The following is a 25,391-nucleotide window of genomic DNA, read 5'->3' on the forward strand; positions in this document are numbered from 1 at the left end:
AGTAGTAAGACGTTAGGTGACAGGTAGGATTCTCATGCAGTTGGTTGATCCCGCCACATCCATAATGTCGCCTTGAGTGACGATCACTAGGTCGCCAAACTTAAGGTGTCCTTTTTCTTTCAGGCAACTGAGCGTAGATAATGCAATGTCAAAACTATCTTCGGCTGCTGTTTCGAAATAGATAGGTGTCACACCTCGGTACAAGGTACAGCGATTAAGCGTTCCTTCGTTACGAGACAGCGCGTAGATAGGCATGTCAGCGCTTAGGCGAGACATCATCAGTGCGGTACGACCTGACTCGGTGAGAGTGACTACGCCCTTAATGCCTTCCATATGGTTTGCAGAATAGATGGTTGCCATCGACACGGTTTCTTCGGCGGTAACAAAGGTGCGGTCAATACGGTAATTAGATTGGTTATTAATGCCCGCCATTTTCTCTGCGCCAATACAGACTTCTGCCATCGATTTTACCGTTTCAACGGGGTAATCACCTGCTGCGGTTTCACCAGAGAGCATGACTGCATCTGTTCCATCAAGTACCGCATTGGCAACGTCCATTACTTCGGCACGGGTTGGCATGGGTGCTGAGATCATTGATTCCATCATCTGAGTTGCGGTGATGACTGTTCGGTTAAGCGCTCTAGCACGGCGTATAAGCTGTTTTTGCACTCCGACCAATTCAGGGTCACCAATCTCCACTCCGAGGTCACCACGAGCCACCATGACCACATTTGAAGCCATTATGATGTCATCCATGTTCTCAACAGTGGCTACCGTCTCTGCTCGCTCTACTTTTGCTACAAGGTGAGCTTCTAAACCTGCTTCTCGTGCGAGCTGACGAGCGTAGTGCATATCTGCGCCGTTGCGTGGGAAAGATACCGCGAGGTAATCCACCTTGATTTTGGCTGCGGTAACGATGTCGCGCTTGTCTTTATCTGTCAGCGCTTCTGCGGAAAGGCCACCGCCTTTTTTGTTGATGCCTTTGTTATTCGAGAGTGGGCCGCCAATGATAACTTCGGTATGAACGCGACAGCCTTCCACTTTGGTCACTTTCAGCTGAACACGGCCATCGTCAAGCAGCAGGATGTCGCTGGCTGATACGTCGTTAGGTAACTCTTTGTAATCAAGGCCAACGGCTTGTTGGTTGCCTTCACCTAAACCTAGGCTACTGTCGAGAGTAAATTGATCACCAACGGCTAATTGGATTTTGCCATCTTTGAATGTCGACACACGAATCTTGGGACCTTGTAAGTCACCTAGAATAGCGATTTGAGTGCCGAGTCTTTTTGCTATTGCTCGGACGTTTTCTGCGCGTTGTATATGGTCGTCGCTGGTGCCGTGAGAGAAGTTCATACGGACGACATTGGCACCGGCTTTGATGATTTCTTCAAGCACGTTACCTTTATCGGTAGAAGGGCCTAGCGTGGTGACGATTTTCGTTTTTCTTAATTCGGCTGTCATGAATACTCCTAGAGTGAGGCCAAGTAATCTTTTAAAAGACTGAATTAAGTATATGCATTAATTGATTATTTATTGGGAGCTAGGAGGATATTTCTTTATTTGGCTCTAATTATTGAATTCAGGGCTCAATAACGATGTTTTATTCAGAAAATTAAGTCTCAATTTATCGATGTGGGTGTTAATTTTTCTCGAACTATTTGACTCGATACACAAAGATTCATGTATATACGTGATACTGGTCACGGCGATATACCAAGTGACTTCACAATTACTTCGCAAAGTAAAAAAATTACCTCGTTGATGATTTCTGGAGCGTAAAATGTACATGGCTCAACCGGGCCATATTGATCATATCAAACAGGTCAATGCTGGTCGTGTATATAAACTAATTGACCTTAAAGGTCCTATTTCTCGTATCGATCTGTCCAAGCAAAGTGAGTTGGCTCCGGCGAGTATTACTAAAATTACCCGTGAACTCATTGAAGCTCACCTTATTCACGAAACGACGGTTCAAGAAGCCACGACTCGTGGGCGTCCTGCTGTCGGTCTGCAAACCAATAATGAAGGTTGGCAGTTTCTGTCGATGCGTCTTGGTCGTGGATACTTGACGATCGCGCTCCATGAATTGGGCGGCGACGTGCTTATCGATACTAAGATTGATATTCATGAACGTGACCAAGATGATGTGCTTGCGCGTCTTCTACATGAAATTGATGAGTTTTTCCAAACCTATGCTGAGCAACTCGATAGGGTGACAAGCATTGCGGTTACGCTACCGGGTCTTGTGAATTCTGAGCAAGGTATTGTGTTGCAGATGCCGCACTACAACGTTAAAAATTTAGCGTTGGGTCCTGAGATCTACAAAGAAACGGGTCTACCAGTCTTTATCGCCAATGATACCCGAGCTTGGGCATTGGCAGAGAAGTTGTTTGGTCACTCACAAGATAACGATAATTCTGTTCTTATCTCGATTCACCATGGTGTCGGTGCCGGGATCATTCTTGATGGCCGAGTGCTGCAAGGTCGCCACGGCAATATCGGTGAACTTGGGCATATCCAGATCGATAAGCAGGGCAAACTTTGTCATTGTGGTAACCGAGGCTGCTTAGAAACGGTCGCGAGTTCTCAGGCGATCCGTGATCAAGTGAAAGAACGATTGGCTAATGGTGAAGCATCGTCATTAACTGTGTTTGAAGATGTCACTATTGAACAGATCTGTGCTGCAGCGGCTGATGGTGATCCATTGGCTGTTGAAGTTATTGAACAGTTAGGTCGTTACTTGGGTGCCGCGATAGCGATTGTGATTAACCTTTTCAACCCTGAGAAAGTCTTGGTGGGTGGTGTTATCAATCAGGCTAAAAGCGTGTTGTACCCTGCGATTCAAAAGTGTATCGAAGAGCAGAGTTTATCGGTTTACCATCAAGATCTAGAGCTGGTTGAATCTCGGTTCTATAAACAAGCAACCATGCCTGGTGCAGCGCTTGTGAAGCAAGCCTTATATGATGGCCAACTGTTAATGAAAGTGATTGAAGGCTAACCCCTTTTTTCTCATCTTGTAGTCTTACCTTGAACCTTTCCATGCACTTAAGCTTTGTATAACATCATTTGTTGTACTTAGTTTAAGTATTCTGTGCATTGGCGCTTTGCTTTAACCTATTGAAGTAGGCTATTGTAGCCACAGTTATTATTTGTCACTAAGGTGTTGTATGTCTGGCGTTTTAAATTCGGTTGATCAGAGAACCAAACTGGTCGGTGAAAACCGTCTGGAGCTCTTGTTATTCAGCTTAAACAGTCGTCAATTATTTGCGATTAACGTATTTAAAGTGAAAGAAGTCCTAAAAGTGCCAGTACTCACTCGCTTACCGGGCTCTCACCATCATATTACGGGTGTTGCGTCTTTACGTGGTGAATCGGTGCCTGTTATCGATTTGCGCAGCGCGATTGGCTTTCCACCGTCACGAGATGAGACTCAAGAAAATAATTTGATCATCACGGAATACAACCGAACCGTACAAGGTTTCTTGGTTGGACAAGTCCGTAATATCGTGAATACGACGTGGACTGAAATTCAGCCGCCTCCAAAGACAACGGGTCGTGCCAATTACCTGACGGCTATCACGCATATTCAAGAAGAAGAGCAGCACAAGATCGTTGAGATCATTGATGTTGAGAAGGTACTCGCTGAGATCATCGATTATGACGTTTCAATTTCTGACGGTGTCTTAGATGAGCAACTTGCCAATGAAATGGTTGGACGCAATGTACTTATCGTTGATGACTCTTCGACCGCGCGTAACCAGATTAAAGGTACCTTGTCGCAACTGGGTTTGAACATTATCGAATGTTGTGATGGTTTAGAAGCTCTGACTTTACTTAAGGGTTGGTGTGATGAAGGTAAAGACATTAACCAAGAAATACTATTGATGATCACCGATGCCGAAATGCCTGAAATGGACGGCTATAAACTGACTCATGAAGTGCGTACGGATCCAAGAATGCATGACCTATTTATTACGCTAAATACTTCATTAAGTGGAAGTTTTAATGAAGCCATGGTTGAGAAAGTAGGGTGTAATCGCTTTATTTCTAAGTTCCAACCGGACCTCTTGGTTGAAGTGACTCAAGAGCGAATGCGTCAGATTTTGTAATTAATACTGCTGTACGGTTATTTTGAGTGACCTTATGGAAAGTGTTTGCTAATATTCATACAGCATATTTTTTTAACGAAATATGCTCAACTACTAGCGTAACTTTTCACACACAATTTAAGGTAGTTCCTCTTAATGATATGGTTGACTTCTAAAGTCGTAATGACTTTGAGCTTATTACTATATAGGGAATTTAAGAAAAGACGTACGGAAGCTGAAGTTGAGTCATAACTCAACAAATTGAATTAAAGGGAAGCTGATGCTTCCCTTTTTTGTTTTTCTATCTCAGTTTATTTAGAAGAGTGTTTAGAACAATAGCGGTGTATATCGCTAATGAAACTTACACTGCTAATGAAAATCCCGAGACTTGGTGTTTAAGCCAACAATGTCCTCGGTAATATCGATGAGCTTCCCCGCTATCACATGCACGACTTCCCCTTCTTTTTCTAATATCCCTTGTACTTTTAAAGCCTTGGCTGTGAGATAAGCTTGCTGTTGAGCGCGTGCGGTGGCTCCCCATACCACAACATTGATATTACCGGTGTTGTCTTCCAATGTGACAAAGGTGACACCAGCTGCGGTGCCGGGTGATTGCTTACCCGTGACCAACCCGACAACGGTGACCATGGATTTGTGCCTTTGTTGTGCTAAGTCTTTCATGTGTGTGAATCGGCCTAATCGATTGGCTTCTTCGAGCAAAGTGATTGGGTGTTTGTTCAATGAAATTCCGATACTGCTGAAATCTTCTAGTAAATTTTGCATCTCACTGGGCTGATGCCATGAGTGTTCTATGTCGTCGTGAACTTGACTAAATAACGGTAAGTCAGATGCAGAATCCATCATTGCCCAACGTGTTTGGAATCGGTTACCAGAAACATTGTGCAACGCATTGGCTGACGCGAGTAACTCAATGTCCTTTTTACTCATCGACAATTGCTTCACCTGACTCGGGTGGCGATAACCGGATTGTGGGCGATTGGCGAGCACACTATGAATACCATGTTCACTCAGGCCTTTTATCTGTCGTAATCCTAAGCGAATAGCTAAACCGTTTTGATGTTCAACGACTATGTGGTTGTCTTGTGAGGCATTGACACATACCGGAAGAATCACCACATTATGCCGTTGAGCATCTTGTACCAACTGTGAGGGGCTATAAAAGCCCATGGGTTGGCTATTAAGCAAAGAAGCGTAGAAACATTCGGGGTAGTAACATTTCAACCAAGCAGAGCAATACGCTAATACCGCAAACGAAGCCGAATGGCTTTCAGGAAAACCGTATTCGCCAAAGCCGCATATTTGCTTAAAGATCTGTTCAGCAAACCCTGTCTCATAGCCACGCTCTTGCATGCCTTCGATGAGCTTGTTTTTAAACTTAAAGACGTTGCCATTTTTCTTCCAAGCGGCCATCGCTCGTCTGAGTTGATCTGCTTCTCCGCCAGTGAACCCTGCAGCGACCATCGCGAGTTTAATCACCTGCTCTTGGAAGATCGGCACGCCTAAAGTGCGCGATAGTACCGATTCCACGTCTTTAGATGGATAACTGATTGGTTCAATGCCATCTCGACGTTTTAGAAACGGATGCACCATGTCGCCCAGAATAGGCCCTGGACGCACGATAGCAATTTGAATCACTAAGTCGTAATAAGTTCTCGGCCTAAGCCTTGGCAACATGCTCATTTGCGCGCGTGACTCAATTTGGAAGACCCCGACCGTGTCTGCTCGCTGAATCATGCCGTAAACCTGAGGATCATCCTTAAGGCGAGTGATCTCTGCGATCGTTAGTGAGCGACCATGGATGCGCTTGATCAGATCGAAACATTTACGAATCGCAGAGAGCATACCCAGTGCAAGCACATCGACTTTCAACAAGCCTAAGGTTTCTAGATCATCCTTATCCCATTGAATAATGGTTCGATCGTGCATCGCAGCATTCTCGATAGGAACCAGTTCATATAAAGGCCCTGAAGATATAACAAAGCCACCAACGTGTTGAGATAAGTGACGTGGGAAGCCGATGATCTCATTAACTAAGTGGATAAACTGTTGCCCCTTCAAGGAATCAGGTTGTAGCCCTAATTGAGTTAATTGGGCTTGCCAGCCTAGGCTTTTATCCCTGCGATTGGTGTTCTTAATGAAGTAATCGAGCTGAGTTTCTTGCAGTCCTAATGCTTTGCCTACATCTCTGACCGCGCTTTTAAAACGATAAGAAATGACAGTTGCAGCAAGCGCTGCGCGTTCTCTACCGTATTTTTGGTAGATGTATTGGATGACTTCTTCGCGGCGTTCGTGTTCAAAGTCGACATCAATATCAGGTGGCTCATTACGCTCTTTACTGATGAATCGTTCAAATAGCACCGAGATCTGTCTTGGGTCGACAGAGGTGATCTCTAGGCAATAACAGACCACCGAATTGGCCGCAGAACCTCGACCTTGGTAAAGAATGCCTTGGCTTTTGGCAAACATGACGATGTCATGAATAGTGAGAAAAAAGAAAGGGTAATTGAGCTTATCAATCAGTCCGAGTTCTTTATCTATGATTTGTTGAATATCATTAGGTACACCTTGCGGGAAGCGAGCTTGTTTTCCTTTCTCGACCAACATGCGCAGGTAACTCATGGGCGTCTCACCTTGAGGAATCAGTTCACTTGGGTATTCATAACGTAAGCTGTCTAAGTCAAATTCGCACAGCTCTGAGATTTGGTTGCTCTCTTCTAGCCACTCAGCTTTGAAGATATGAGAGAGCTTATTGATACTTCGTAAACAGCGTTCGGCATTCGCAAGTAAGTGACTGCCCACTTCGGTAATGGGTTTTTGGTACTTAATCGCAGTTAATGAGTGCTGCAAAGGTAAGCGGTTAGCATTGTGCATCAACACGCCCCCACAAGCCGTTATCGGCAGGTGGTGATGTTGAGACAGCTCGACACAGTAATCGATGTACTGCTGGTCGGTTTGTTTGAGGTGTCGTTGTAAGCCGATCCATAGCCGACCTGAGTGATGTTGGGAGAGCCATTGCCCCCAATGTGCATCTTCATTTTTTTGTTGAGGAAGCCAAAGAATGAAGCAGTGTTTAGCCGACATGATATCCCACTCAGAGAGTTGGTAATGTCCCTTACTGCTACGACGTCTCGCGTTAGTAATGATACGGCACAGCTCTGCGTAGGCCTTTCTGTTGGGGCACAACAAGACTACTTGGCACTCTTCATTTAGCCAGAACATGCTCCCGACAATTTGCTTGAGCGACAACTTATGTTGTTTGATAGCAGAGTGAACCTTAACGATGCCCGCCACCGAGCACTCATCAGTAACAGCGAGTGCTTTGTAACGTAAGAAGTCGGCCTGTAAAACAAGCTCTTCTGCGTGTGAGGCTCCCTCAAGGAAGGAGTAATTACTTTGGCAAAATAGCTCTGAGTATTGCTGAGACATAACGTAATCTCACTTAACCATTGCGAGTGAACATGATTGAAAAGGGATGTTGAAATTGAACAAGTAGAACGGACGAGCTAACGAAATTTCTTACGGACTTACTTTCTTACAGACTAGCTAAATAAGCCGTGTAAAAACCATTGTTTATCTGGCGTTCTAAATACCCATAGCCACCGACCGTTTTCACTGTGAGCAATAAAGTAGTCACGAATGATTTTCTCGCCATCCCACCATCCAGAAACAATGCGTTCAGGGCCTTGAGATAGGGTGACACTCTCGGTTAAGGCTTCGGGCTCGGGCAGTAGAATACTCGGCCTGAGTCGTTTTTGGTTGATGTTGAGAGTTGCTGTTTGTTGCACGATTTCTGGGTAAACTTGCGTCTTTGCCACAGACTTACTTAGTGCTGGAAGCGAGTACTGATTGGCTTTTTCTGGCCTTGGGTCATGTTGTATTTTCGGTGTTTGAATGCAGGCTTGCCCTAACTTGGCTTGCAGTAGTGAGAGCAAATCTAACGCAGCAAGCGTTCCGGTATTTCCATCAAAAAGATCATGGTAGGCCATTTGAGGCTCACCATGACGAGTTAACGAGAGAGTGAGTCCTTGAACGGGTGCTGTGATCTTCAGTGACTCTAAGGTGAGATGCGTAAGGTTCGCCCATTTGCTGGCAAGATAATCGCCCTGCGCTGAATAAAAAGAGACATGATGATCGTCTTTATCCCTTAGATGCAAAGTCAGCGTTAACTCGAAAGCCACTCGGTCACGTAACCTCAAAAAGCACTCGAGCTGATTCAACAATTTCAGCAAAGGCTTTTCGATGAAAAGGATGTTTTCAATATCAAACAACAGCTCCAAATATTGTTGGAAACTCTCTGGTGGGTGATAGAAATCAATTGGGTGCTTGAACTGTCCGTTAAGACGACCTACATAATTCACCAAGTCGATATCAAAGCGACGTGCGACCTCTTGCAAAGGCAGCTTTAATAGATCTTCCACTAAGTTAATGCCGACACGGTTCAGACGCTCCACTTGCTTAGTTGGCAACTCACTAGAACTCAATGCTTGTTGATTGACCCATGCTTTCATTTGCTCAACATTATTAGTGACTTGGTTGATGGATTGCTTGCCCAAAAGGATCGCAGAAAGTGGCGAGTAGCTCGTAGCGAAGCTGAACTGGATATTGAGCGTTTCTAAGTGGCTTTTGAGCTCATGCCAATAGTTATCTAGCCCATCGTAAAGTGACAGCATATTAGAAGCTTTAATCAACAAGCCATTGGGTGGTAGTAAAGCCATGTCGGAAGTGATCAAATAAGCCCATTGAGCGATCTCTTTCAGCTTATTTTTTTCTAGCTCAATACTGTAAGGGTGGACGTGTAAGTTATGGCAGATCGCCGCCGCAGACCCTAATCCCATGCCAAGCAAAATTCCCGATTGTAGTGCAGCTTGGTTAGCTTGCAGCACACGGTGATCTTTTTCATCCACGATGATAATAGGTTGATCGTGTGATTCTTCGTTCGAACTCAATTCATTAGAGCTAAACAATGTATCCAACTGCAGAGATGGAAAGTGCAGATAAAGCCACAACATACGTTAGCCTTGTTTCGCAATAGGGAAAGTAAGCACAGTGTTATCCGACAAAGCACGATTTGAGCTAACTTCCTGAGTAACTTTTTGTGTGAGTAACGGCCAGTTGTGGCTCATGTCTAGAATAAAGCTGCCGTATGACCAACTGCCTTTTCTTTTCGTGACCTCAACTTTTAATCCTTGGGCGTGAGCAGATAGCTTCATGCTTAAAGAAACAGGTAGGGACAACTGATTATGATTGGTGGCCTTAAAGTGAAATTGCAGGCACTTACCGGTTTCGCTTGCTGCTTGTAGGCGCTTGGTTTGGTGAATTTCTAAATCGGCACCCCATAGCAATACAGAGTGACAGGCACCGCTTTTAAGACACTGCTCTGCTGCCCATAATGCATCGAGGTCACGTTGAGGCTGGATAACGAGAATATTCTCTAGTTCAATACCTTGGCTGTTAAAAAACTCGGCACAGACCTTCCCCGGTGGGTTAATGAATATGGCCAATTTTTGTGAGTTTTGTTGAGCTAAATAAGGCGTAAGTAGGCGAAGTTCACCGATCCCTTGCTGAGATTCAACCTCAATAACACCGTGTGTTGGAAAGCCACCATCAAGCTGTTTATCCAATTGAGGATAGCCTGTTGAAGTGGTACTTCCTTGCGCTGTTGATTGTAACCCTGTCCAGATTAGCTGGCGGTCTTGTAAGTTTTTTATTAGTTCATGCATAATTAAATACCTGTATATCTATACAGTATATTTAACAATAAAAAAGATGCAAAGCAAAATGATTAAAAATAGCGGAAGTAAGCGTTAGTTGATTGATTTAGATACAAAAAAAGTCGCTATGGAAGCGACTTTTTATTATTGGTTAATGATATCAGTTACTTAGGTTGGGCATCGATACATTGACCATTAATGTCTGTCACACTTGGGTTCATTAAGTGTAGGTACAGTGGAATGATGTCGAGTGGCGTTTTCAGCTTGTTCGCATCTTCACCTGGGTACGCTTTTGCACGCATGCGTGTTTGAGTACCGCCGGGATTGATCGCGTTTACGCGGATGTTGGTGTCTTCAAGCTCGTCAGCTAGAATTTGCATCATGCCTTCGGTAGCAAACTTAGAAATCGCGTAAGTGCCCCAGAATGCACGGCCAGAATGACCAACCGTTGAAGAGGTAAATACGATGCGACCAGCTTCGGCTTTCTTAATGACAGGCAGTAATGCTTGAGTCATTAGAAACTCAGCTTTGACGTTGATTTGCATGACGCCATCAAACGTTTCTTCATCAATCTGCTCAAACGGACTCAGAGTGCCGAGAACACCAGCGTTATGAAGTAGACCATCTAAACGACCGAACTGTGATTCAATGGTTTCCGCCATATCAATGTAGTTCTGTTTTGTTGCCCCTTTGAGGTCTAGCGGAATGATCGCAGCCTGAGGGTAACCAGCACTTTCAATTTCATCGTAAATAAATTCAAGATTCTTTACGTTACGGCCTAACAGAATGACAGTTGCACCATGTTGAGCGAAGCTTAGTGCGGCTTGGCGACCAATGCCAGCACCGGCACCTGTAACCAAAATTACTTTATCTTTGAGGGCATCTGTAGAGATTGGGTAATCCACTGTGCTTATCCTTCTTTCTTTTATTATGTTCGTCATTCCATTGGTGTTTTATCACACAGATAAACGCAGGAATGATGAGAAATTCTTGGTAATCGTGACAAGATGGTTACAATACACTAATTCATACAATAGGGGATATGACATTGGAATTTTTGTTGGACTACGGCTTGTTTTTAGCCAAGATTGCGACCGTTGTAATCGCCATCATTGCAATTTTAGTGATTGCTAAATCGGTGGGTGGAAAATCAAGCGCGATTAAAGGTGAGCTGGAAATCACGAACCTATCTGAACACCATAAACAAACGATTGAACAATTAGAGCACCATCTACACGATGATGCTTTCATCAAAGCCCGTGATAAAGCAGAAAAGAAAGCGGAAAAAGAGAAAGTGAAATCACGTGGCAAAGAAGTGAAGAAAGCAGCGAAAGAGGGTGAACTTGACAGCAAGCGTGAACCACATCTATTCGTTCTCGACTTTAATGGTAGCATTGATGCGAAAGAAGTGGCTTCGCTACGTGAAGAGGTAACGGCTGTGCTGGCCGTGGCTCGTGAAGGTGATGAAGTATTGCTTAAGCTTGAGTCTGGCGGTGGCATGGTTCACGGCTATGGTTTGGCGTCTTCTCAACTTGACCGTATTAAAGCAGCAGGTTTACCTCTGACAATCTCGGTAGACAAAGTCGCGGCGAGTGGCGGTTACATGATGGCATGTATCGCAGACAAAATTGTATCTGCACCTTTTGCTATTGTTGGTTCTATTGGCGTTATCGCTCAATTACCCAACTTTAATAAACTGCTTAAAAAGCACGATATTGAGTTCGAACAGCTAACGGCGGGTGAGTACAAACGCACGTTAACTATGTTTGGTGAGAACAGCGATAAAGCACGTGAGAAGTTTAAAGAAGAACTAGAAGAGACGCATGGCTTATTCAAAGATTTCATTCGAGATCACCGCCCAGCACTAGACCTTGAGAAGGTTGCTACGGGTGAACATTGGTTTGGTACACAAGCACATGAACTTGGGCTGGTGGATGAGATTAGCACTTCTGATGATTTAGTCGTAGCGGCATGTAAGGACAAGACAGTTCTAGCGATTCACTACGTACAGAAGAAAAAGCTGTCAGACAAACTAGCGGGCGTGGCGGGTAAATCTGCAGACAGCGTGCTGATGAAGCTGATTGAACGTGGTCAAAAGCCGATTGTTTAAGCTTACTTAGTTTTAGTTTTAGTTTTAGTTTTAGTTTTAGTTCTAGGTTCAGCGCCTTACGTTTATTAAAGACGTTTGAGCTTTAAAAAGAAAGCGCATCAGTCATCAGACTTATGCGCTTTTTTATTACTCCACTTCCGAGCGGGTTTAACCACTATGTTGTAGGGGGAGCGGAGTTTTATACCAGTCACTTACATATTTACTTACTGTGATTGGTATTAAATCTTGGCTCCATAATCATTACGTTTTGGACAAGTGGTCAGAATTTCTCTATGACCTGTGTCCTTAAGTTCCTCCAAAATGACATCAAAACCCCATAAGCGATAGAGATGTTTCATCACTTCGTCGTAGCCTTTATCAAGCGGGATTCGGCCGTGAGGCACATACTGCAGTGTCATTGAGCGATCACCACGAACATCGACGTTAAACACCTGAATATTCGGTTCAAGGTTACTTAGGTTGTATTGCGCCGCAAGTTTTTCACGAATCAAGCGATAGCCCGGGTCATCGTGAATAGCGCTTATCTCAATCGTGTTTTTACGGTCGTCGTCTAGCACAGAGAACAGTTTAAAGTCTCGAATGATCTTTGGTGAAAGGTATTGGCTGATAAAGCTTTCATCTTTGAAATTGTGCATCGCAAAGTGCACCGCCTCTAACCAATCACTCCCGGCTAACTCAGGGAACCACTCTTTGTCTTCATCGGTTGGTTCTTCACAGATGCGTCGGATGTCTCTAAACATCGCAAAGCCAAGCGCATAAGGGTTTATCCCGCTGAAATAAGGGCTGTTGTAGGCGGGTTGTGCGACTACGCTGGTGTGGCTGTGTAAGAATTCTAAGATGAACTTATCACTGACCAAGCCTTCGTCGTAAAGGTGGTTAAGAATGGTGTAGTGCCAGAAGGTTGCCCAGCCTTCATTCATTACTTGAGTTTGCTTTTGAGGGTAGAAGTATTGGCTCACCTTGCGAACAATGCGAACACACTCGCGCTGCCAAGGTTCAAGCAGTGGTGCGTTCTTCTCAATAAAGTAGAGGATGTTCTCTTGAGGCTCACTAGGAAAGCGGATTTTGGTCTCTTTTTCCTTATCTTGATTTTTAGGCACGGTTCTCCACAACTCATTGACTTGAGATTGCAGATACGCTTCCCGCTCTTCTTGTCTTGCGGTTTCTTCTGCGATTGAAATCTTCTCTGGGCGCTTGTATCTGTCTACGCCGTAGTTCATGAGGGCATGGCAAGAGTCGAGAAGTTGTTCGACTTCGGCAACACCGTATTTTTCTTCACAGTCGATAATGTATTTCTTAGCGAATAATAGGTAGTCGATAATGGAACTGGCATCGGTCCAAGTTTGGAACAGGTAGTTGCCTTTAAAGAAAGAGTTATGGCCGTAACAGGCATGAGCCATTACGAGCGCCTGCATCGTGACGGTGTTCTCTTCCATCAGATATGCGATACAAGGATCTGAATTGATCACGATTTCGTACGCTAATCCCATCTGACCATGCTTGTAGTTTTGCTCGGTTTGAATGAATTTTTTGCCAAATGACCAGTGATTGTAATTGATCGGCATACCGATGCTCGAGTAAGCATCCATCATCTGCTCAGAAGTAATCACTTCAATTTGGTTCTGGTAAGTATCTAAACGGTAATGCTGCGCCACACGCTTGATTTCTACGTGATATTGTTCCAAGAGGTTGAATGTCCAATCTGGACCATCAGGCAGCATCTTGTCGTTTCTCTTCTGTGTCGCTTTATCTCTATCTGCAATGTTTGATTTCTCTGCAACGTTTGATTTCGCTGTCATGGCAAGCCCCCTTACGCTGTCTCTTTCTGGAACAGTTCTCTAAACACAGGAAAAATATCATCCACCGTTTTAATATTTTTCATGGCGAAGTTGTCAAAGCTACTCTCGAGTTTTTCGTATTCGTGCCAAAGTGTTTGATGAGAGCGGCGTGTTATTTCGATGTAAGAGTAATATTGGCAAGTTGGCAGAAGTGTATTGACTAATAGCTCTTTACAACGAGGAGAGTCATCAGCCCAGTTATCGCCATCAGAGGCTTGTGCTGCATAGATGTTCCACTCATTAGCAGGATAACGATCTGCGACAATTTCTTTCATTAGTTTCAGTGCACTAGAAACGATCGTGCCGCCAGTTTCTTGTGAGTAGAAAAACTCATGTTCGTCGACTTCTTTAGCCTGAGTATGGTGACGAATAAACACAACATCGACGTTTTCGTAGGTGCGATTTAGGAACAGATACAGAAGGACATAAAAGCGCTTCGCAATGTCTTTCGTGGCTTGATCCATTGAGCCAGATACATCCATTAGGCAGAACATAACGGCTTGGCTAGATGGAATAGGGCGCTTCTCGTAGTTTTTAAAACGTAGGTCGAAGGTGTCAATAAATGGCACGCTTTCAATTTTTTTACGTAATTCGGCAATCTCTTCTTTTAAACGACTTTCTTCAAAGGGTTGTGCTGGTTCCGTCATTTTAACTTGGTCAAGCTGCTCCATCAGTAGGTTAAGCTCGCGCTTTTTACCTGCTGTCATCGCGGTTCTACGAGCCAGAGATTGCTGCAGTGAACGCACGATTGCGATGTTGGAAGGAATCCCCGCGCTTTGATAACCAGAGCGATGTGTCTTCCATTCGGTGATTTTGTTGACCTGATTCTTCTCTAGATTAGGAAGAGCTAAATCTTCAAAGAGAATATCAAGATATTCATCTTTTGAAATTTGGAATGTAAATTCATCTTGGCCTTCGCCATCAGGGCTTGCGTCACCCTGGCCTGCGCCACCACCTTGACCGCCACCTTTAGGACGTTCAATTTTATCGCCCGTGATGAACTGGTCATTACCTGGGTGAACGCGTTCTCTTACGCCGCCTTGACCTTGGTGAAAGCTTGGCTCTTTGATGTCTTTATGGGGAATAGTGACGTCTTCACCGGTTTCAGTATTGGTGATTGAGCGTCGGTTGACTGCATCGGCCACAGATTCTTTGATTTGCTCTTTATGGCGTCGTAAGAAACGCTGTCTATTCACAGCACTCTTATTCTTGCCATTGAGCCTCCGATCGATAAATTGTGCCATAAGAACTCCCTCTCAGCTGATGTCGCGATCCTACTTTTTATACGGGTATAAGAGTTATTGGTTTACTAAGGTATAAAAGTTATTGGTTTGTACGAGCTGCCCAATTGAGCAGCTCAGTACGGTTTGGTTATGAGGATTTACGAACTCTTAGGTACCACTCGGATAGCAATCTCACTTGTTTCTCTGTGTAGCCTTTTTCCATCATACGAGCAACGAAGTCGTCGTGTTTTTTCTGATCATCCGTTGAGGTCTTAGCATTGAATGAAATAACAGGAAGCAGCTCTTCTGTGTTAGAGAACATTTTCTTCTCAATCACAGTTCGCAGTTTCTCGTAGCTCGTCCAAACTGGATTTTGACCGTTATTGTTGGCTTTGGCACGAAGCACAAAGTTCACAATCTCATTTCGGAAGTCTTTAGGGTTACTGATACCGGCTGTTTTCTCGATTTTCTCTAGTTCACCATTCAGAGAAGCGCGGTCAAATAGCTGGCCTGTTTCTGGATCGCGGTACTCTTGGTCTTGAATCCAGAAGTCTGCGTAGGTGACATAGCGGTCGAAGATATTCTGACCGTACTCAGAGTAAGACTCTAGGTAAGCGGTTTGAATCTCTTTACCGATGAACTCGACGTAACGAGGTACTAGGTATCCTTTTAAGAACTCAAGGTACTTCTCAGCGGTCTCTTGAGGGAACTGCTCACGTTCGATTTGTTGTTCAATCACGTAGAATAGGTGTACCGGGTTCGCGGCTACTTCGGCTTGGTCGAAGTTAAACACACGAGACAAGATCTTAAAGGCGAAACGCGTTGATAGTCCAGACATGCCTTCGTCAACACCAGCGTAGTCTCGGTACTCTTGGTAGCTCTTTGCTTTTGGATCGGTGTCTTTTAAAGTTTCACCGTCGTAAACCCGCATTTTAGAGAACAGAGAAGAGTTTTCAGGCTCTTTCAGTCTCGACAGGATGCTAAATTGAGATAGAAGATCGAGTGTGCTTGGCGAACAAGGGGCTTTGGATAGCTCACTGTGCTCAAGCAGTTTTTGGTAGATCTTAACTTCTTCAGAGACACGTAGACAGTAAGGGACTTTTACAATATACACACGGTCGAGGAAGGCTTCGTTGTTTTTATTGTTACGGAAGGTCTGCCACTCGGATTCGTTTGAGTGAGCCAGAATCATACCGTCAAATGGTAGTGCAGAAAGTCCTTCGGTACCGTTGAAGTTACCTTCTTGCGTTGCCGTTAGAAGTGGGTGCAAGACTTTGATTGGCGCCTTGAACATCTCCACGAATTCCATCACACCTTGGTTTGCTTTACACAATGCACCAGAGTAGCTGTAGGCATCGGGGTCATCTTGAGAGAAGTGCTCAAGTTTACGAATATCGACTTTACCAACCAGAGACGAAATATCTTGGTTGTTTTCATCACCAGGCTCTGTCTTGGCGATCGCAACTTGGTCGAGAATAGAGGGGCGCAGCTTGATGACTTTGAATTTGGAAATATCACCACCAAAATCGTGGAGGCGTTTCGCTGCCCACGGGGACATAATTGAGCGTATGTAACGTTTCTCTATTCCGTACTCTTGCTTCAAAAGATCGCCATCTTCGTTTACGTCGAATAGACAGAAGGGGTGATCATTCACAGGGCTTCGTTCACCATCTGCAGAAAGCACATAGATTGGCAGCTTTTGCATCAGTGCTTTTAGCTTTTCAGCAAGAGAAGATTTACCACCGCCCACAGGGCCTAGTAGGTAAAGGATCTGTTTGCGTTCTTCTAAACCTTGCGCAGCATGTTTTAGGTAAGAAACAATCTGTTCAATCGCATCTTCCATGCCGTAGAAATCTTTAAATTCACTGTAGCGCGATATGACACGGTTTGAGAAAATACGACTTAGGTGGGGGTCTTGAGCGGTGTCTATAACCTCCGGTTCGCCAATAGCCAGTAGTAAGCGCTCAGCAGCGTTAGCGTAAGCACTTTTATCGTCTTTACACAGCCCTAAGAACTCTTGCAATGACAGCTCTTCTTCCTTGGCTGCTTCATAACGTGATTGATAGTGGTCAAAAATACTCATAGTCACATTCCCCTTGTAAACTAGTCAAAACTGACGAGCGGTTGAATTAGGCTCTCCCTACATTTTAAGATTAGACCCGCTTCCACAATTTTGCTTAACAATTATGCATTTATTTACAATTTTGGGTATGAGAAGCATCGTCAAAGCAATGCGTAACTTGAGCTGAGTCGAATGAAATTATTTTGTATTCGAGGGGGCTGGGCGTTTGTTTTATGATTTTAGGAAGCTTTCCAATTTCCGTACTGGATTTATGTGGATTAGATGATAATTGAGCCTTATGGATTGGCCTTAAATAAAAGGCTATATAACGCACTTAATTATTAAAAAATCGAGCAAGAAAAAGGGTTACTCATTATGAGTAACCCTTTTTGTAAAAACGGATTTTTTACATCAATTTTCGTAGTTGAAACCTTATGCGGTTAGCACAAAGCTTAAGCACTAAAGATTTGAGATAGCTCTGTCGCACATAGGTGATACTGGCGAGGGCAATTACGCCATGTTGTTAACATGCGGCGGTATTTCTCTAGCATTGGCATTTGGCTGTTGAAGTGGTGATCAGCTTTGTCAAATTGAGGGTAAAGACCTTCAGAGTCAACAAGGAAACGTACGTAATGTACGATCTGCGCTTCAGAAGCGATATCGAAACCTAGGAATTGCAGGCGGCGTTGATCAACTTCAGCACGTTCTTGTTCTGCTAGCATTTTGTTTGACTCTTGCATGGCATGGTACATCTCCATGATGTCGATAACTTCTCGACATTCGGCTTCAGTCAAACAGCCAAATTCTTTGTTAAGTTCACGCATTTGAAGTTCGTAACCACGCTCTACAACCGTTTGTAGACGTTGGTATTTAGCGGAGTTCTCAGGATCCATTTGAGACATTAGGTAGTATTGATTTGATAGAATTAGACGCTGAGCATTGGTCATTTCCATGGGAGGAGCCTCACTAAAAACTAAATGTTATATTCTTTTGTTGCAGTAAGAGTAACAGCATTCCTACGAGTGGAAACATGATCTCAACACGGATTTAATATGATTTTTTGAATTGATAAACAAAAGTTGTAAAGAAAAGTGAAAGGGTTGTTTTAATCCCAATCACAGTAAGTAAGTGATCATAAATAGCGCAGGAAAAAGCTTGAGAACAAGGCAGAAAGTTTCGATAAGTGGTTATTCTACAATCAAAATTTCTAACGAAGTTATTGAGCGTTTTAACCAGCTAGGATGACCTATTATTTACTACGATTGGTATAACCATAAAAGAAAACGCCCCAATCGAAATTGAGGCGTTTGAAGTGGAGGTTTAACGTCGTCAGTATTCGTATTCTAGCCAGTACTAATACTTTACATTTGAATGGTACTGACTTAGAACTGCCACAATCTCGTCCATTTTCTCTTTGCTTGGCGGGTTTGTGCCTTCAAGCGGGTAGTCGTAACCCAGAGCTTCCCATTTATGAGCACCAAGCTTGTGGTATGGAAGAAGTTCTACTTTCTCGATGTTATCCATGTCTTTGATGAATTCACCAAGAAGGTGAGCATCTTCAGGCGTATCCGTGTAGCCAGGAACAATCACATAACGAATCCAAGTCTTCTTACCGATTTTGTGCAGGTAGCGTGCAAAATCCAGAGTACGTCTGTTTGATACACCAATGAAATCGTGGTGTATCTCGTCTCGCATATGTTTTAGATCCAACATGACTAGATCAGAGGCCTCTAGTACTTCATCGACCACTTCAGTGTGCTTACGAATGTAGCCATTTGTATCAAGACAAGTGTGAATGCCTTCAGCTTGAGCTGCTCGGAAAAAGTCACGAACAAACTCAGGTTGTAGCATCGCTTCACCACCAGAACAGGTGATACCACCACCAGAGGCTTTCATGAAATGACGGTATGATTTTGCTTCGTTGATGATCTCTTCGACCGTTACTTCCTTTCCGTCGTGAAGATCCCATGTATCGCGGTTATGACAGTACATACAACGCATTAAGCAGCCTTGAAGAAACACAATGAAGCGGATACCAGGGCCATCGACGGTACCACAAGATTCGAATGAGTGAATGCGACCAGTTGTAGACATGAGCTATTCTCGTAGAGGAATTTATATCGTTTATTTTATTACAAAAACGGTACATAAAATAGGGTCAAATGGTAACGAGACCTTTAAAAATAAAGGCAATCATCGGTGAAGATGATTGCCTTTATTAAACTTGAAAAGTAAAGGACAAAAGCCCTTGCTAGTGGCTAGAAGAAAGCAAACATTGTGATACCGCCAGTGGTGTACACCGACTCTTTTGCTTCTTCGTAATCAGGTGTTTTTGCGGTTAGCGCGAAGGATGCACCGACGTATTGGTTATACCAAGCCACACCAAGCACAGCAGTAGCCTGAATGTTCTCTAAAGTCACATCGTAGATAGCCGGGTCTAGGTCTTCTTTATTTGCGTACTCGTCAACGCCTGAGCGATCGCCTTCAATAGTCAGGTCGTTGAATCGGTAACGACCCTCAAGGCCAGCATAGGTAAACCAACCGCTGTTTGATGCGCCGATCATGCCCGGTTTGAATGGGTTTTCCGTGGTTATGTTGGCTGCACCAAAGTTGCCGCCTAAGTCAGTACCCCAACGGAACATAAAGCCAGTCGAGATATCACTTCTAAAGTTACCCACGTTGATCTCTGAAACGTTAGAGATCTCGAAGTCAGTATTTGCTAGCGCTTGATTACGCATTAGGTTGAAATGGCTCAAATAGCCAACGCTACCTGCGTACTCATCATCAATTTGGTATTCCCAACCCATAGGCTCGTCTGATTTAGTGATCGAGTGAACCAGCTTTTGAGCGTCTTCAGAAAGTGCGCGCTCGCCCGTTGTACCAAATGTAATGTTAAAACGTTGGGCTTGCTGTGGGTTCAAGCTGATGTAGTTGAATTCCGTGTGCAAGTAACCTGCGTATGGACGATCATTAGCCGATGGCGTTTCTAACTCAATGTCAGAAGGCGTATACATTTTGTGGCCAATCGTGATTTCCCACTTATCTAAGGAGCTTGCGCCCCAATAGGAAAGACTTAATGGCTTGACCCAATCGTATGGGGTAATACTTGATGATGTGTAACCCAGGAATAAACCGTTGGTATAGTCTTGGTCGACACCAAAGATGCCATCGTTGTCTAACGCAAAAGTTAACGTAGAGCGTTCAGATGCCAATGATGAAAAAGAGAGAAGAATCAGTGGTAAACAACGAAGGTATTTCATGTAGCGGTTACTCTAAAATTATGAACCGAGATAGTACCGTAGTTTGCGCAAATTTGTGGAAAAAAAGTGAATAGAGGAGGGATTTTTCTGCTCAATCTAACATTTTGAGAGACTGGTGAAGTCAGTTCGATTTATGTCAGATATAAAAAAGCCCCGCACATTGGCGAGGCTAATTATTATTACTGAATGGTCAGCTTAAGCGTTTAGGCTTATAGAGATTCAGTAAATGTACGTGCGATTACGTCAGCTTGTTGCTCTGTAGTTAGAGAGTTAAAGCGTACAGCGTAACCAGAAACACGGATTGTTAACTGAGGGTATTTCTCAGGGTGCTTAACTGCGTCTTCAAGAGTTTCGCGGTTAAGAACGTTAACGTTAAGGTGTTGACCACCTTCAATGCCAGCTTCGTGGTGGAAGTAACCATCCATTAGGCCTGCAAGGTTAGCACGTTGGCTGTCTTGTTCTTTACCTAGTGCGTTTGGCACGATAGAGAACGTGTAAGAAATACCATCTTGCGCGTCAGCAAACGGTAGTTTACCTACAGACGTTAGTGAAGCTACAGCACCTTTCTCATCACGACCGTGCATTGGGTTAGCACCAGGAGCGAAAGGAGCGCCAGCACGACGACCGTCTGGAGTGTTACCCGTTTTCTTACCGTATACCACGTTAGACGTGATAGTAAGAACTGACTGTGTCGGGATAGAGTTACGGTAAGTCTTAAGCTTACGGATCTTGTTCATGAACGTAGAAACGAGTTCACAAGCAATGTCATCTACACGAGAGTCGTTGTTACCGTATTTAGGGTAATCGCCTTCAATTTCGAAGTCAGTTGCGATGCCATCTTCGTCGCGGATTGGTTTAACAGTCGCGAATTTGATTGCAGACAGTGAGTCAGCTGCAACAGATAGACCAGCAATACCACAAGCCATAGTACGACGAACGTCACGGTCATGAAGAGCCATTAGAGACGCTTCGTAGCTGTACTTGTCGTGCATGTAGTGAATGCTGTTTAGTGCAGTCACGTATTGCTTAGCTAGCCAATCCATGAAGTGATCTAGACGATCCATTACTTTATCGTAATCAAGAACAGAGTCAGTCATTGGAGCTTCTTTAGGACCAACTTGCATCTTAAGCTTCTCATCAACGCCGCCGTTGATTGCGTAAAGCATAGTTTTTGCAAGGTTAGCACGAGCACCGAAGAACTGCATTTGCTTACCAACGATCATTGGAGATACACAACAAGCGATAGCGTAATCATCAGAATCAAGGTCAGGACGCATTAGGTCATCATTTTCGTACTGGATAGAAGAAGTATCGATAGATACCTTCGCACAGAAACGTTTGAAGCCGTCAGGTAGTTGCTCAGACCAAAGAACAGTGATGTTTGGCTCTGGAGAAGGACCCATAGTGTATAGAGAGTTTAGGAAACGGAAGTTTGAACGCGTTACTAGCGTACGACCGTCGATACCCATACCACCCATAGACTCTGTTGCCCAGATTGGGTCGCCAGAGAATAGCTCATCGTACTCAGGAGTACGTAGGAAACGAACCATACGCAGCTTCATTACGAAGTGGTCGATCATTTCTTGTGCTTGGTCTTCTGTGATTTTGCCAGCAGCGATATCACGCTCGATGTAGATATCTAGGAAAGTCGAAGTACGACCTAGAGACATTGCAGCACCGTTTTGAGATTTAACAGCAGCTAGGTAGCCGAAGTAAGTCCACTGGATAGCTTCTTGAGCAGTTTGAGCTGGCTCAGAGATATCGAAACCGTATTTCTCAGCCATTTGCTTGATTTGACCTAGAGCACGATGTTGCTCAGAGATCTCTTCACGCAATTGCATTGTTTCAGAAAGATCTTCGCCGTTCTCGAAACGCTCTTGTAGAGATGCGAATTGAGCCGCTTTGTCTTTCATTAGATGATTAATACCGTAAAGTGCAACACGACGATAGTCACCAATGATACGACCACGGCCGTAAGCATCAGGAAGACCAGTCAGAACACCAGACTTACGACATTTTAGGATATCAGGAGTGTAGATATCGAAAACGCCAGCATTGTGTGTTTTGCGGTATTCTGAGTAGATTTTTGAAACCATTGGGTCAAGAGTTTCACCGTATGCTTTACAAGAACCTTCAACCATACGTACACCACCGTTAGGGATGATTGCACGTTTTAGTGGCTTCTCAGTTTGTAGACCAACGATAGTCTCAAGATCTTTCTCAATGTAGCCTGCATCGTGAGCAGTGATGGTAGAGATAACAGAAGTATCGAAATCTACAGGTGCTTTAGTTGCGTTTTCCTGTTTGATACCTTCCATTACCGAAGACCAAAGCTTGTTAGTTGCTTCAGTACCCTCAGAAACTAGGAAAGACTCGTCGCCTTCATACGGCGTGTAGTTCTTTTGAATGAAATCACGAACGTTTACTTCGCTTTGCCACTCACCTGCAGCAAAATCTTCCCAAGCTTTAGCAAATTGCTCTGCCATGACATACCTACCTTTTTAGTAGAAAAAATACGTACATTAACACTGTTGAGCCAGCGCCCCTCGTAAGGGTAGTACACTCTTATTAATAACAATATATATGAGCATATTCGCATCATATGGTTATATATATTGTCACTACCTTTTATATGTTGTCTTTACTCTATGTATTCAAGACTACGCTAAAAAATTTCTGTAAACCTTAAACTAAATCAATAAATGCCAAAAAAAGTTGAAAAAAAATGGGTGACAGGGGTTGCCACCCAAACTTTTTTTTAATCCTAATACTACTTTTGTGTAGTTAGAACCATTATAGCCAAGCTTTTAGGCCATATTGACTTTCTAGCATACCAACTGCAAGCATTGCTACTAAACAGATAACTAAAACGCCAACTGGGATAACAATCTTGTCTACAAATGATAGACGCTTCGCACGCTCTTTATCACCAATTAGACCGTTATTATCTAGAAGCATAGTTAGTGCCCATGCTAATACTGGGTTAACAACCGCTGAACCGAAGATACAGATACCCGCTGCTTGAGAATCTTTTGAATCCTTAACCATTTGCATACCTGCTTCAAGTAGAGGTAGAGATACACCTACAAGCAGCGCAACACGCATCACTGGTGGCCATACAGCTACGTCCATTGGGAAACCAAGAATCGCAACAATAATACATAGAGAACCAAGCAAGATTGCGCCGCCAGGAATTGGACGTTTCGCGATTGCTGCTGGGATCATGTAAGTACCCCAAGAAGAAGTGATGTTACCACCACCAACAGCAGTTCCGACCATTTGGCGTACAGAACACATAGTCATTGTGTCATCAACATCCATCAGAACTTTTTCAGAACGTTTAGGGTAGTTCAGTTCTTGGAAGATACGGTGACCTAGGAAATCTGGCGACCACATTGCTACGGCAAGAATTGCGAATGGTAAAGAAGCAATGAAGTGTTCAACGTTTGGCAAGCCAAGCATCCAACCTTCAGAAGTAGAACCCCACCAGTAAACTGGGTTTAGGTTTGGAATGCCCATTTCAGTTTCGAATACGATATCGAAACCAGCACCTAGTGCTAATGCAATAGCAAGGCCTGTGAATGCACAAACTGGGATAGCCAACCAACGCTTGTTCACTTTTGCTAAGAAAGCGTAGATAGCAATCGTAATAGCAAGAACGATTAAACCAACATAACCCATGCTGCCCGCTTCAACAGTAGAAGATTGAAGACCAACCGCCCATGCTTGAATAGAGTTAATTTGGCTCATGGTGCCTGTTAGGCCTAAGAAAATGAGCAAGCCACCAGCGGTACCTTCAGAAGTCAGGTTAACCAGCTTGGAGCCGCCTTTTAGGAAACTTAGGATTAGACCGAAGACACCGATAAGGATTGCCAATGCAAGAGGGTGAGCACCAGCGAGAGCGATGGTACCAATAAGAGGAATCATTGGGCCGTGGTTACCGGCAAGGTTTGCTTTAGGGTTAAAGAAACCAGAAGCAAGAATACAGAATAGCAGTGCAGGAATAAGCATTTCTACACGAGCAACTTCAATTGCGAAGTCTTTACCTAGGTTTACGTGGTCCCAAGCTTGAGTTAGGCCATCAGCCCAAGACATCATTACTGCTGAATACATCGCGATGATACCGATGGTACCAGCAAGTGCAGGAACAAGGTCTTCAAGTTCGAAGCGGAAGTCACGACCTGGAAGGTTTAAACCGAAGCGGCGAGGCTTCATGATTTGAAGTTCGTGATCTAGATAATCTGAGCGGCTTTCAAATTCCGAAGCAGGACGATGTAGCTCTTTATAGCTTTTCTCTTCTACTTCAGAGTTCGCATTATTCACAACGTCTGACATAGATTCCTCATATTTTTATGTTAGTAATTCTAAAATTGAATTAAATAAGATCGCGTAATTGCGTTATTTCTTAGTTATAACTTATTAACATTATGTTGCACGGTTTTAATGTGCCTTATGCAGCTAAGTTAAAAGAAATGTTTGGCATTTTTAATGCCTTATTTTGTATTGAGGAGTCTAACAAGCTTACCCTTTAGGGTGATTGATCTTGATCACTTTATGAGTGTATGTGAAAGAAAGCTACAAAACGCAGCGATTCATTAACGTACCGTTGATAAAAAGTGTAATTTGTTTTCACAAATTGACGTTTTCCAATCTTCTTTGGGTCTCTCCCGTTATGGTATGAGCTGAATGCTTAAAGCCTACTGAGTTATTTCACTATTATTCGATTGTCATTCATTCTTTTTGAAATACCTACAATGTAATAACGTCAAACATAATTGTGATTGATGGTGAGAGGATGTGCTGAATGCTCTCGCTATATCTCTTCGACTGCGATGTTTCTAAGTTCACAAAACATGTTTTTCTTGTGAGGCATCAGGCTACGAGAATCTCATTTTGATTAACTTTATTTAAACAATGTAAGAGTGGTAATTACGACTTATTGATAGAACTCATTCATTAAATTGAGGTGAAAACGCTACCTTTTGCATAATAAGTCAGAGTGAATCGCTATTTATTCCAAATTATTAGGTTAATAATTTGTTGCATGTTATTCCGTGTGGTGCTAATTTGTATCGCAT

16 protein-coding genes are annotated in these 25,391 nt (G+C 43.6%); 3 read left to right on the plus strand and 13 right to left on the minus strand.

Going from position 1 to position 25,391, the window contains the following annotated elements; translation table 11 throughout:
- Nucleotides 1-12: 12 nt before the first annotated feature.
- Nucleotides 13-1,461 carry a pyruvate kinase gene (gene pyk, locus BCU75_RS00630; RefSeq protein WP_102472663.1) on the minus strand — a complete coding sequence of 483 codons (1,449 nt, stop codon included), beginning with the start codon at nucleotides 1,459-1,461 and terminating at the stop codon, nucleotides 13-15.
- A gap of 319 nt (nucleotides 1,462-1,780) precedes the next feature.
- Here pyk and mlc point away from each other — a divergent pair, with 319 nt between their 5' ends.
- Together mlc and BCU75_RS00640 are read left to right on the plus strand one after the other, a co-directional pair.
- Entirely contained in the window at nucleotides 1,781-2,998 is a 1,218-nt protein-coding gene (mlc, locus tag BCU75_RS00635) for a sugar metabolism global transcriptional regulator Mlc (RefSeq protein WP_102466667.1), read from the plus strand.
- 169 nt (nucleotides 2,999-3,167) lie between these two features.
- Complete coding sequence (locus tag BCU75_RS00640) at nucleotides 3,168-4,109, plus strand: chemotaxis protein CheV (protein ID WP_004736572.1); 942 nt, start codon at nucleotides 3,168-3,170, stop codon at nucleotides 4,107-4,109.
- A 348-nt stretch (nucleotides 4,110-4,457) separates the two neighbouring features.
- On the opposite strand, the gene BCU75_RS00645 is transcribed toward BCU75_RS00640, so the two are convergent.
- From BCU75_RS00645 to BCU75_RS00660, 4 genes are all read right to left on the minus strand, one after another.
- Nucleotides 4,458-7,535: an error-prone DNA polymerase gene (locus BCU75_RS00645; RefSeq protein WP_102472664.1), complete on the minus strand. Its 3,078-nt coding sequence runs from the start codon at nucleotides 7,533-7,535 to the stop codon at nucleotides 4,458-4,460.
- Nucleotides 7,536-7,648: 113 nt separating this feature from the next.
- Entirely contained in the window at nucleotides 7,649-9,118 is a 1,470-nt protein-coding gene (locus tag BCU75_RS00650; protein ID WP_102472665.1) for a Y-family DNA polymerase, read from the minus strand.
- A gap of 3 nt (nucleotides 9,119-9,121) precedes the next feature.
- Nucleotides 9,122-9,829, minus strand: a complete 708-nt coding sequence (gene imuA, locus BCU75_RS00655; RefSeq protein ID WP_076679041.1) for a translesion DNA synthesis-associated protein ImuA — start codon at nucleotides 9,827-9,829, stop codon at nucleotides 9,122-9,124.
- Nucleotides 9,830-9,984: 155 nt separating this feature from the next.
- Nucleotides 9,985-10,725: a YciK family oxidoreductase gene (locus BCU75_RS00660; RefSeq protein ID WP_076679040.1), complete on the minus strand. Its 741-nt coding sequence runs from the start codon at nucleotides 10,723-10,725 to the stop codon at nucleotides 9,985-9,987.
- Between the two features lie 143 nt (nucleotides 10,726-10,868).
- On the opposite strand from BCU75_RS00660, the gene sohB reads away from it, so the two are divergent.
- The gene (gene sohB / locus BCU75_RS00665; RefSeq protein ID WP_009849001.1) at nucleotides 10,869-11,930 is read left to right on the plus strand and encodes a protease SohB; all 1,062 of its coding nucleotides are present in this window, start codon (nucleotides 10,869-10,871) and stop codon (nucleotides 11,928-11,930) included.
- 218 nt (nucleotides 11,931-12,148) lie between these two features.
- Here sohB and BCU75_RS00670 read toward each other — a convergent pair whose 3' ends face one another.
- The 8 genes from BCU75_RS00670 to BCU75_RS00705 form a co-directional block, all read right to left on the minus strand.
- Nucleotides 12,149-13,729: a SpoVR family protein gene (locus BCU75_RS00670; protein ID WP_076679039.1), complete on the minus strand. Its 1,581-nt coding sequence runs from the start codon at nucleotides 13,727-13,729 to the stop codon at nucleotides 12,149-12,151.
- Between the two features lie 11 nt (nucleotides 13,730-13,740).
- On the minus strand, nucleotides 13,741-15,012 hold the full coding sequence (locus tag BCU75_RS00675; RefSeq protein ID WP_017078142.1) for a YeaH/YhbH family protein: 1,272 nt from the start codon (nucleotides 15,010-15,012) through the stop codon (nucleotides 13,741-13,743).
- Between the two features lie 127 nt (nucleotides 15,013-15,139).
- Nucleotides 15,140-17,074 (minus strand): PrkA family serine protein kinase, encoded by a 1,935-nt coding sequence (locus tag BCU75_RS00680; protein WP_102472666.1) that lies wholly within the window; start codon nucleotides 17,072-17,074, stop codon nucleotides 15,140-15,142.
- A 431-nt stretch (nucleotides 17,075-17,505) separates the two neighbouring features.
- A complete protein-coding gene (locus tag BCU75_RS00685) occupies nucleotides 17,506-18,006 on the minus strand; it encodes a YfbU family protein (protein ID WP_017111072.1) in 501 nt (166 codons plus the stop codon).
- A gap of 400 nt (nucleotides 18,007-18,406) precedes the next feature.
- Nucleotides 18,407-19,147 (minus strand): pyruvate formate lyase 1-activating protein, encoded by a 741-nt coding sequence (gene pflA / locus BCU75_RS00690; protein ID WP_017111071.1) that lies wholly within the window; start codon nucleotides 19,145-19,147, stop codon nucleotides 18,407-18,409.
- Between the two features lie 164 nt (nucleotides 19,148-19,311).
- Nucleotides 19,312-20,313: a lipid A deacylase LpxR family protein gene (locus BCU75_RS00695; RefSeq protein WP_102472667.1), complete on the minus strand. Its 1,002-nt coding sequence runs from the start codon at nucleotides 20,311-20,313 to the stop codon at nucleotides 19,312-19,314.
- A 209-nt stretch (nucleotides 20,314-20,522) separates the two neighbouring features.
- Nucleotides 20,523-22,799 carry a formate C-acetyltransferase gene (pflB, locus tag BCU75_RS00700; protein WP_102472668.1) on the minus strand — a complete coding sequence of 759 codons (2,277 nt, stop codon included), beginning with the start codon at nucleotides 22,797-22,799 and terminating at the stop codon, nucleotides 20,523-20,525.
- A gap of 307 nt (nucleotides 22,800-23,106) precedes the next feature.
- Nucleotides 23,107-24,648, minus strand: a complete 1,542-nt coding sequence (locus BCU75_RS00705) for a DUF3360 family protein (RefSeq protein WP_016767646.1) — start codon at nucleotides 24,646-24,648, stop codon at nucleotides 23,107-23,109.
- Nucleotides 24,649-25,391 lie beyond the last annotated feature (743 nt).

The sequence above is a fragment of the Vibrio splendidus genome (genome assembly GCF_002873455.1).
Classification (GTDB): domain Bacteria; phylum Pseudomonadota; class Gammaproteobacteria; order Enterobacterales; family Vibrionaceae; genus Vibrio; species Vibrio splendidus_J.